The 9,243-nt window shown below is 66.0% G+C and carries 9 protein-coding genes and 4 pseudogenes; 6 read left to right on the top strand and 7 right to left on the bottom strand.

All coding sequences use genetic code 11. The features are described 5' to 3' along the window. Positions 1-52: 52 nt before the first annotated feature. The gene (locus ACIP4X_RS31690) at positions 53-928 is read right to left on the bottom strand and encodes a fructosamine kinase family protein (protein ID WP_358733599.1); all 876 of its coding nucleotides are present in this window, start codon (positions 926-928) and stop codon (positions 53-55) included. Between the two features lie 126 nt (positions 929-1,054). Next, complete coding sequence (locus tag ACIP4X_RS31695; protein ID WP_401351612.1) at positions 1,055-1,450, bottom strand: cupin domain-containing protein; 396 nt, start codon at positions 1,448-1,450, stop codon at positions 1,055-1,057. Positions 1,451-1,614: 164 nt separating this feature from the next. Between ACIP4X_RS31695 and ACIP4X_RS31700 the strand changes: the two genes are divergently transcribed. Next, a complete protein-coding gene (locus ACIP4X_RS31700; protein WP_401351614.1) occupies positions 1,615-2,496 on the top strand; it encodes a helix-turn-helix transcriptional regulator in 882 nt (293 codons plus the stop codon). 490 nt (positions 2,497-2,986) lie between these two features. Here the strand turns inward: ACIP4X_RS31700 and ACIP4X_RS31705 are convergent, their stop codons facing one another. Continuing rightward, positions 2,987-3,697 carry a DUF4232 domain-containing protein gene (locus ACIP4X_RS31705; protein WP_358733591.1) on the bottom strand — a complete coding sequence of 237 codons (711 nt, stop codon included), beginning with the start codon at positions 3,695-3,697 and terminating at the stop codon, positions 2,987-2,989. 195 nt (positions 3,698-3,892) lie between these two features. On the opposite strand from ACIP4X_RS31705, the pseudogene ACIP4X_RS31710 reads away from it, so the two are divergent. Continuing rightward, positions 3,893-4,507 (top strand): annotated as a pseudogene (locus ACIP4X_RS31710) (amidase domain-containing protein); the annotation flags it as partial. A gap of 60 nt (positions 4,508-4,567) precedes the next feature. Next, entirely contained in the window at positions 4,568-5,023 is a 456-nt protein-coding gene (locus ACIP4X_RS31715) for a hypothetical protein (protein ID WP_401351619.1), read from the top strand. Positions 5,024-5,566: 543 nt separating this feature from the next. Here the strand turns inward: ACIP4X_RS31715 and ACIP4X_RS31720 are convergent. The 3 genes and pseudogenes from ACIP4X_RS31720 to ACIP4X_RS31730 form a co-directional block, all read right to left on the bottom strand. After that, entirely contained in the window at positions 5,567-5,857 is a 291-nt protein-coding gene (locus tag ACIP4X_RS31720) for a hypothetical protein (protein ID WP_358738364.1), read from the bottom strand. Between the two features lie 442 nt (positions 5,858-6,299). After that, on the bottom strand, positions 6,300-6,485 hold the full coding sequence (locus ACIP4X_RS31725; RefSeq protein ID WP_358738371.1) for a hypothetical protein: 186 nt from the start codon (positions 6,483-6,485) through the stop codon (positions 6,300-6,302). Positions 6,486-6,531: 46 nt separating this feature from the next. Then, a pseudogene (locus tag ACIP4X_RS31730) lies at positions 6,532-7,134 on the bottom strand (transposase); the annotation flags it as partial. Between ACIP4X_RS31730 and ACIP4X_RS31735 the strand changes: the two are divergent. Both ACIP4X_RS31735 and ACIP4X_RS31740 read left to right on the top strand, forming a co-directional pair. Then, positions 7,043-7,279, top strand: a pseudogene (locus ACIP4X_RS31735) (transposase); the annotation flags it as partial. The pseudogenes ACIP4X_RS31730 and ACIP4X_RS31735 sit on opposite strands and share 92 nt — an antisense overlap. Positions 7,280-7,341: 62 nt before the next feature. Further along, positions 7,342-7,569 (top strand): annotated as a pseudogene (locus tag ACIP4X_RS31740) (transposase); the annotation flags it as partial. Positions 7,570-7,590: 21 nt separating this feature from the next. Here ACIP4X_RS31740 and ACIP4X_RS31745 read toward each other — a convergent pair. Then, on the bottom strand, positions 7,591-7,725 hold the full coding sequence (locus tag ACIP4X_RS31745) for a hypothetical protein (protein WP_358738366.1): 135 nt from the start codon (positions 7,723-7,725) through the stop codon (positions 7,591-7,593). On the opposite strand from ACIP4X_RS31745, the gene ACIP4X_RS31750 reads away from it, so the two are divergent. After that, complete coding sequence (locus tag ACIP4X_RS31750; RefSeq protein WP_358738367.1) at positions 7,724-8,308, top strand: DinB family protein; 585 nt, start codon at positions 7,724-7,726, stop codon at positions 8,306-8,308. The two genes, ACIP4X_RS31745 and ACIP4X_RS31750, sit on opposite strands and share 2 nt — an antisense overlap. Positions 8,309-9,243 lie beyond the last annotated feature (935 nt).

Genomic DNA, 9,243 nt, shown 5'->3' on the forward strand with positions numbered 1-9,243 from the left:
CCGCAAGATCGATACTGCCGACCGTGCGGAACAACCCCCGTGGACGTGAACCTCATCGGCGGAACGGCTTGAGAATGGCGCGGACTTGCTGCGCCGCGCCCCAGTCGTGGTCGAACTGGGCGATGACGGCGAGATGCTGACGCAGCTGGATCAGCGGCATTCGGGCTCGCCAGTCGTCATCCAGGCCCGTCAGCTCCGCGTACACCTCGAAGAACCGCTTCGCCTCCGGCGGATGTGGAGAGCACCACAGGTGAGCCAGGTCGACCTCCGCCCATGTGTAGGAGACCGCCGGGTCGATCAACGCGGGTCGACCGTCGTTGGTCGCCAGGATGTTGTGCGCCCACAGATCCCCGTGGGTCAGGCAGGCGGGCCGGGGCGGCAGTAGGTCGGGCAGCCGTTCGCACAGTCGTTCCAAGGATCGCCGGTCCTGCTGGTCCAGCGCCGCTTGGACACGGCGCTCCGGCAGCCAGCGCAGCAGACGGCGCCGGGCGAAGAATTCGTATCCGTCGGCGGTCCAAGCGTTCTCCTGCCGGTAGCGGCCGAGCCAGTTGTCGCGCCCCCAGCCGAACCTGTCGTGCACGGTCGAGGTGTGCAGCCGTGCGAGCACGTGGGCGAACTGCTCCCAGAAGACTTCCTTCGCCGGACGCGCCTGCAGGACGGACAACACCAGCACGTCACGCGTCGCACGCACGACCTGGGGCGTGGCAAGCGCACCGCGTTCCCGCAGAACGTCGAGTCCTTCCGCCTCAGCCGCGAACAGGCCGTCCGCCGGCACATCGATGAACGACTTGACGAACAGCGGGGGCCCGCTGCGCCGGATGGCGACGCCGGCGAGCGCCGCCATCCCGCCCTCGACCGGCTCGACTGCCGTGACATCGCTCAGTCCGACAGCGTGAAGGCGGTCACGCAGTAAAGAGGTAACAAGCACGAGAACTCAAGCTAACTCAACCCGCGTCGTCCTTGAAGATGCGGGTCGGTCCAATCCGTCACCGCACGCCCAGACACGCCAACAGTCCAGCGCAGGCTGTCTGTTCACGACCTTCAGCAATACGTCTCAGCCCGAGTACTCCTCCTCGGTGACGTGGCGACCCCAAGTGGTGTGATTGCCGTCATTGTCGGACGCCTGGTAGGCGATCTGGGTGTGAAAGCACGTGGGTGCGGCGCCGTGCCAGTGATTCTCACCCGGTTCGATGTAAACGCGGTCACCCGGCCGCACTTCCTCGACCGGTCCTCCCTCGCGCTGGATGAGACCGATTCCCTCGGTGACAAGGATCGTCTGACCAAGGGGGTGAGTGTGCCATGACGTACGCGCTCCAGGTGCGAAGTGGACAACTCCGCCCATGATTCGCGAAGGCGGCGCCGGTGTGCTGATGATGTTGATGCAGACGTTCCCGGCAAACCATTCGCCGGGACCAGCCATCGTTTCAAGTCCGTTCTTTATGACCTTCATCCTTCTCCTCCTACGTTGCTGTTCGCCCTCGAAGTGAGGGTGGACCGTCTTCGAATTCCGTCCGAGGCCAGGAAAACACCGTTCCGGCGGGGGCGGGAGGGCGGACGCATCCATGTACTCGCAGGGCACCCCACGACCCCGGCTTCGGAGGTAATCTCGCTGCCGTGGACGCAAAGACCGAGATACGGGATTTCATCACCTCACGGCGAGCAAAGATCACGCCCGAGGAGGTTGGCCTTTCCTCCTACGGGGCGCGACGGGTTCCGGGTCTCCGGCGAGAGGAAGTCGCGGCCCTGGCAGGGGTCAGCGTCGACTACTACAACCGGATGGAGCGCGGCAACTTGGCGGGCGTTTCGGAGGAGATCCTCGGAGCGGTCGCGGGCGCGCTTCGCCTGGACGAAGCCGAGCGGGCGCATCTCTTCGACCTGGCTCGCGCCTCGAAGGATCGGGTCACTGACAAGCGCCGTCGACCGACCAGGCGGACTGTGCGCCCGAGCATCGAGTGGATGATCAATGCGCTGAACGGTGCGGCCGTGTTCGTCGTCAACAGTCGACAGGACATACTCGCCGTCAACCATCTCGGACGAGAATTCTACGCACCGATGTTCATGTCTCACGCACCCGCGAACGTGGCCCGGTTCACGTACCTCGATCCACGCGCGAAGGAATTCTTCGCCGATTGGGGTAGGACGGCCAAAGAATGCGTCGCAGCCTTGAGAACGCAAGTCGGGCGCGATCCGTTCGACCGTGATCTGTCCGACCTCGTTGGCGAGCTCTCTCTGCACTCCGACGAATTCGCCGCGTTCTGGGCCACCCATAACGTGCGCCTGCATCGTGAAGCAGAGAAGCGCTTCAATCATCCTCTCGTGGGCGAGCTCACACTGCGGTACGAGCGACTCTCGGTAACCGCGGACCCCGGTCTGGAGATTTTCGCCTACATGGCGGAGCCCGGATCGCGATCCGAGGAGGGATTCAACTTCTTGGCGAGTTATGCAGGGGACGGAGGCGACTTGCCGCGCCGCCTACCTTCCAAGTCGGATGTCTGAGCACCACCGGCAATGCGGTAAACGGACATATGTCGGCGTTGCTCGTGGGCTCGGCGAACATCGCTTGACCTGGTTGAGCCATGACGAGCCCAGAGGGCATGGAGGTCGGGGAACCGGGCTTCAACGACCTTGTCGAGATCGGCTATCTGTCAGGTGATGGCAGCCCACCAGGTCGCCCAGGCCGACAGGCCCGGATGTGGATGATCAACCAGCTCGGTCCTGACGATGACAACCAGGACTGAAACCCCGAGGCTCATCTGGACAGGCCCGTCAATCACCTGCAATCCAGCCCCGTACGGGAGCAGCTTCTCGCCCGGACAGAGACTCGCGAGTACCTGCCCTGACCGAAGCCGCGGGTTCATACCACTTCCTCAATGTGGATCTCAACGAACAGACCGCTACCCCAGCCGAGTGCGCTGAGGGCGCGGGGCGCGGTGCCGTTCACCTGGACGTGCCGGAAGGCGGCAACGCCGCCCTGGCCGACGGGACGTCAGAAGTCGTACGGCTTCTTGGTGTTCCAGTTCAGCACGTCGGCCTCGTTCCAGCTGAACTGCGGCTTCTGGCCCTTGGTGTCGACGGAGTAGAAGGGACCGTTGTGACCGTCCGCGCCGCGCAGCGCGATGGCGAACGAGTGCGCCGTGTGGTTCTTCGAGCCGTAGTCGAAGAGGTTCACCGCGCTGTACACCTTGCCTCCGGGCCGGAGCGTGATGCGCTTGTCGCCGCCCGGGGCGTCCTTCTTCGAGTGCGGCAGTGCGGCGCCGTCGACGTCCTCGCCGAGCTTCACGGCCGGATAAGAGATGACCCAGCATGGCTTGGTGCCGTCGTTCGACGCGGTGATCAGCAGGTGATCACCCTGCTGACCGGCGAACCGGTGCACCGCGGTGACCAGCATCTCGTCTCCGCGGCACTGCCGGGCGCCGGCCGTTGTGCCGCTGCTCGCGACCTCGTCCGTCCCGCCCGAGGCGGTCGCCGAGGGCGCCCCCTCCTTGGTGTCACCACCGCTGTGGGCCTGCTCCACGCTGCCCTTGCCGTCCCCGTTGGACGCGGGCCGGCTCTGCGCGGTACCAGCGGCGTGGTCGCCGCCCGTCGACTTCGAGCCGTCGTCGGCGCCGGCACAGGCGGTCAGGCCAAGTGCCAGCGCGGCGGTGACGGCGGCCAGGGTGGCGGAACGGGCGGTACGGCGGGCACGGTGCGTGGTCATGATGAAAGCTCCCCCATAGTCTGTCAGGGCGCGGCACCCCCTGCTCACGCAGGGCGACCGGCCGCAGCGACTGTTTCGCTGCACCCCATCAGATGACGCCAGGGTGGGCGTAGTTCACTCGGGTATGTCCGCTTTCGGTAACAACTCGTCGAGCTCACAGCGCTCGTCGACAAACTCGTTGCCGCCCAGATGAACATGACCGAAACCGTGGCCGATGAGGGAAAGGCCCGAGGAGTGCCCAGGTCAGCACGCAACTGGCTCAACGCTGCGTGGCGCTCCGCCCAACACCCCCGACCACGACAGGCTCCAACTCCTCGCCGCCTGGGCCGCCACCGGAGACGCATCCCCACCAACCAGCAGCCCCGCCCTCACCGACCGGCAGAAGTGACGAACCTGGCCACCTGGACCGTATGTGGGCCGGACCCCGCCCTGGCACCGTCACCGCGTCCCCGCACACCCCGAGTTCGCCGCCGGCCGACCTCTCCGAGACTCTCGCCCAAGAAGCCGGTACTCGCCACCCGCAGACCGCCGGGGCTGCACGTAGAACAACCCTCGTCGCCACCCCCTCAGCCGCTCCGGCGGTCACGACCGGCCCCGCTGCCAGCCGGTCACGCCGATCATCAACACACAAAGGCGGGACAACGTAGCCCGGCATCGCCCAACACAGAGACCAAGCGGAAGGAGGTCAAGGTCGGTGACATTGTCCTGTTCAATTGGGGCGGCAAGGGCGGCTGCGACCACGCGGGCGTCATCACCAAAACGAAAAACGGAAAGGCTCACGTGAGCGCACACACCGGCGCCCGCCTGAACAAGTCACTTCGTTCCAGAATGGTACTGATGCCCAGCACATACCGGAGACGCTTGTCGGTGATGGCCGTGGCTGTGACCGTCCTCGCAGCGGTCCCCGCCATCTGGTGGCTCCTGCGCGACCCCACCCCATACTCCCTACGCAAGACGCCGGCAGTGACGGTCACCGTCCACGCGGAGAACTCCGAATATCCTGACACTCAGGGGACCGCCGACGACGTCGATCTGCTCGTCAAGGTGTACATCCAACGCCTCGAGTCCGGTGACGCCTCCGACCTGGCTCGCATCGGCGCCCCTTGGTACACCGGCCGCCAACGGGCCGCGCGGGAAATGGTCGACCGGTACAGCGCTCACGCCGGCGGACCGGTCGAGGCGATCGTCCAGGAGCCAGTGGTTCCGTATCTCGCTGACGTCGACCTCCACTTCGGCGACGGACAGCGACAGACGCTGCAGCTCAGCCGCGACCACGACGACGTGTGGTGGCTGCAACTGGGAGAGGGCGACCCCACAGCACCATAGGCGACGCCTCCTATGAGGAACATCGGCCGGCCGCCCACGATCCCCTCGAAGACTGCCTGACTAGCCTCCACCGCGAACTGCCGACGCGATGACGAGCCGCCCCTTGCCATCGACACAGGGCGAGTCCGCGAGAACAACGGGCTCCTGATCGCGCCTTACAACTCTGTGCAGTACCTCGCCTCGCGTGATGTGAGAGAGCAACTGTTGGATTGCTGGCCCATCCTGGTCGACCTTGAACGCGGAGACGTACGGTTCGGAACCCTGGAAGAGCGGCATCTGTGGAGGAACCCGAGCACCTGACCAGGCTCAGACGGCAGGCATAGAGGGCGGCGTAGTTGCTGTACAGCCCGGCTTCGACTACCCGTCGGTCCACTCGGCGGCGGCGAACTCGGCCCGGGAGAGCGCCTTCCCGGGCCGATGGTTCATTGTCTGCCGCACGGCCGGCGGCTGTCTGGTGCCTCCCGCAAACGGCTTGCCGGGTCAGTGGCTGAACCGTTTTGGGTGACGCTGATCTCGCACCATGGCTCGCCACGAACGCCGGGCTCAGGATGTGCCGTCGACCTCGGCGGCGTTGTCGCCCCTGGCCACTTCGTCCCGTCCCATGCCAAGGAAGCGCTGGATGGCTTCGACCGGCATATCGAGTCCCTCGGACGCGGACTGCTCGTCGCCGAAGACCTGCACTGCCTCAATGACCGCCAGGGCCAGTTCGACCTCTGCCTTGCGGACCTTGGCCTCGGCCTTGTCCACGGTGTCGGCCACCGCCAGCTCACGGCGCTGCCTCTCCTGAAGTCTCTGTTTACGGGAAGGGGTTTTGTCAGGGTTCTGCACAGTCATGACCAAGATCATAATCAGTCGGGTGCACGTCCATGAAATCGGCAACTCACCTGCATCATCCGGGCGTTCACGGCTCGAACGCTCAGCACAGGCGGCCCCGTGAAGCTGTTGCTCAACATAGTTGCGGTACCGGAGCGTTGTCACACTGACGGCGAAGGCCTGCCGATGGCGCTTCAAAGCGAGCTGAGGGGTTGGGGGGGCCGGTCCCCGTTCAGGCTGACGGGGCGCGATCAGGCGGTGGTGCCGCGCACCCTGAGGTCGACTGGAAGCAGCTGCGCACCAAGATCAGCGTCCGGCCGTCGCCCAATCGTTGGCGTAGACGTCCCGCTGCGCCGCGCTCCAGGCGTAGGCGCCGCGGTCACGCGCTTCGGCCGGCGGCACCAGGTGGTCGATGTCGAGTCCGCGTGGGTCGTCGATGTAGCGGTCGTCGTTACGGCGAGTATCACCGCCCGCCCGACAGTGCGTACTTGGGTCCCTGCTCGGGCGCGACGACGGCTTCGGCCTTGAGGACCTCGGAGCGGGTGGTGCAGCCGTCCTTGTCGGCATCGATCCAGTGCCAGAACTTGGTCCGCCCCACAGCGGACTCCCCGGCGATCACCTCCAGCAGCGCATCGGAAGCAAGCCTCAAGCCATCGCCATGGTGCTTCCGGTGGAATCCGGTTGCGCACCCAGCAGGGGAGTTCGGGATAGTGATAGCCATTGTCGGCGCGGAACTTGACTGGCCTGCGGCGCCAGGAGCCACGGCGCGAAAGTACGGCGGGAACGGCCTTGGCCAAAGGCCTGAGAGCGAGGCTGTCGTGGGTGTTGGCTGCGGAAACGACGGTGACCAGTGGCATACCCTCGGCGTCGGTCAGGAGGTGGAGCCGGGTTTGCCCCGGTCGACCGGATTCGGCCCGCCCACTTCGCCCCCCCCCTTCGCCTGCACCGAGGCGGAGTCGACCAGGGCGGCGGACCAGTCCAGCGCACCGGCGGCGCCGAGCCGGTGGAGAACTGCGAGATGCAGGCGTCGCCACACATCCGCCTTCGTCCAGGCGGTGTACCGGCGGTGAGCGATGACCGGGCTCACCCCGAAGCCTGGCAGCCGCCGCCAGGCGCACGACGTGGTTAGCACGTACTGAAGCTCCCCCTTTGACCTGGACAGCCTGATACTGGGACGGAAGGTCCCGGAGGAAGCAGTCACAGGTAGTGAGCAAGAAGAGCAATACGAGCAAGCGGTACACGGCGGAGTTCAAGCGGGATGCCGTCGCGCTGGCGCTGTCGTCGGACAAGACGGTCACCGAGGTCGCCCGGGACCTGGGGGTGAGCCCGGAGGGTCTGCGTGGCTGGGTGAAGCAGGCCAAGGTCGACCGGGGCGAGGGGCCTGCCGGGGCTCTGACCAGCGCCGAGCGGGAAGAACTCGCCCAGCTGCGGCGCAAGGTCCGTGAGCTGGAGAAGACGGTCGACATCCTGGGAAAAGCGACCGCCTTCTTCGCGCAGGACAAGACCGCCGGCTTCTCAGGGCCCGCGGCATCACACCGAAGATCGCGCGCAAGGGCACAGCCCACGGCTCCGGACTGGGCAAGACCCGCTGGGTCGTCGAGCGCACCTTCGCCTGGCTCCACCAGTTCAAATGCCTGCGGATCCGCTACGAGAGACGCGCCGACCTCCGCCTCGGCCTGCTCCAACTCGCCTGCAGCATCATCTGCTTGAGGAGGCTCCGGACCTCATTCTGAAATGATCAGTAAGAGGGTGTCTCACGTGGCGAGTTTCGCGAGCTTCTTGGAGCAGGTCAGGGCGGTGGCCATGGCCGGGCTTCGGCTCTGCCGGTCGTTGCGTCCACGTACGGGATCTTGAGGCCGCGAGTAGCCCATGGCAGGCTCATGCCGCATGATCGATGAATTCGCGAAGGGCAACCTGCACGGGAGACTGCGGCGGGACCGCAAGGCACTGCTCTGGAAACTCGATGGCCTGTCCGAATACGACGCCCGCCGACCTTTGACAGCGACTGGGACCAACCTCCTCGGCCTGGTCAAACACGTGGCCAGCGTCGAGGCCAGGTACTTCGGGGAGGTCTTCGACCGCCCGTCCCCGGAACCGCTGCCCCGGTGGCAGGACCACGACGGCAGCGATCTATGGGCGACTGAGGACGAAACGCGCGATCAGATCGTCGAGTCCTACCGACGCACGTGGGAACACTCAGACGCGACGATCGACGAGCTTGCCCTCGACGCCCCAGGCCACGTGCCGTGGTGGCCGGAGCCTTATCACAACACGAACCTGTTCGCCATCCTGGTCCACGTCCTAGGCGAGACCAACCGGCATGCTGGGCACGCCGACATCCTGCGCGAAGGCGTCGACGGCCGAACCGGGATGCGCCCCGAACACGAGATGCAGATCGATGGGGAAGCCCGCGCCGCCTACTGCGCGAAGATCGAGCAGGCCGCCAGATTGGCCGCATCAGTCAAGCCATAAAAGGCTGTGCCACGTGACTTGATGTTCGAGCGGCATGATGCCGGCCGTGAATGCTGATCTGTCGAAGCGTCTGGTTCCTGATGAGCTCTGGGAGCTGGTCGCCCCGTTACTGCCGTCGTTCGTGGAAAGCGCGACGGAGTTGCGGGTCCGGGTCGGGGCCTCCCACATTCCCGACGTTTTTGTCCAGGAGCGTGTCGCCGAGGGCTGTTCCCTCCGGTGTACAGAGGCGGGCGACTGACCCCTCCGGGTCGATCAGGATGTTTCCGGTGACCCCTTCCGCGGTTTCCAGGCGTAGACGGATCCCGCTTCGATAGAAGCGACCTTCCTGCACGTCAGTGATGCTGTAACGGGGTTTTCCGCCAGTTCGCTCGCGTCAGTGATTTGATCGCCTGAACCCTATTCCGTCCGCGGCGGGCTCAGGCTCGGCCCAGGTGTAGACGGGGTCCAAGGTTGCCTGGTGGGCTCGGCGATAGTGCTGGTCGCCGCGCTGGCGAAGCCGCCGCCTGTAGACCCCTCACCCATGGCGTCGTCCAGTTCCGGATGCCGGGCCCGGACATCGCACACAGCCGCGGCGATCCCCCTGCGAACCGCCGCGTCGGCCAGCGTTCCTCCGTCTCCCCCGGCCTTCGAGACGAGACGGACGATGAGGTCGTCCTCCGACTGCGCGCCTTCCACTGCCAGCGAGCCCAACTCCCCGGCAAGCCGTTCACCGGCCGCGCAAGCGGTGTCGTACAGCCCGAATGCCGCCCGGTCGGCACGGAAGATCAACCGCCCCACAGGTAGCGCGGGACTCAGCCAGCGTGGCCCACATGGGCCGCAGGGCGAGCCGTCCTCGTCGGTCGTCATGGTGCGGCGTCGTGACCTGGTGCGGGTCGTTCCTCGTCGGCGCGGGCGGCTCGACGGACACGGCGGAGTTTGAGGGCGAAGGTCACGGC

The organism is Streptomyces sp. NPDC088817 (assembly GCF_044750345.1).
Taxonomy (GTDB): Bacteria; Actinomycetota; Actinomycetes; order Streptomycetales; family Streptomycetaceae; genus Streptomyces.

Bases quoted from the DNA above. Each gene is read 5' to 3' on its own strand.
- ACIP4X_RS31695 (WP_401351612.1), bottom strand. From the start codon at position 1,450: ATGAAGGTCATAAAGAACGGACTTGAAACGATGGCTGGTCCCGGCGAA.
- ACIP4X_RS31705 (WP_358733591.1), bottom strand. From the start codon at position 3,697: ATGACCACGCACCGTGCCCGCCGTACCGCCCGTTCCGCCACCCTGGCC.
- ACIP4X_RS31715 (WP_401351619.1), top strand. From the start codon at position 4,568: ATGGCCGTGGCTGTGACCGTCCTCGCAGCGGTCCCCGCCATCTGGTGG.
- ACIP4X_RS31720 (WP_358738364.1), bottom strand. From the start codon at position 5,857: ATGACTGTGCAGAACCCTGACAAAACCCCTTCCCGTAAACAGAGACTT.
- ACIP4X_RS31750 (WP_358738367.1), top strand. From the start codon at position 7,724: ATGATCGATGAATTCGCGAAGGGCAACCTGCACGGGAGACTGCGGCGG.
- ACIP4X_RS31745 (WP_358738366.1), bottom strand. From the start codon at position 7,725: ATGCGGCATGAGCCTGCCATGGGCTACTCGCGGCCTCAAGATCCCGTA.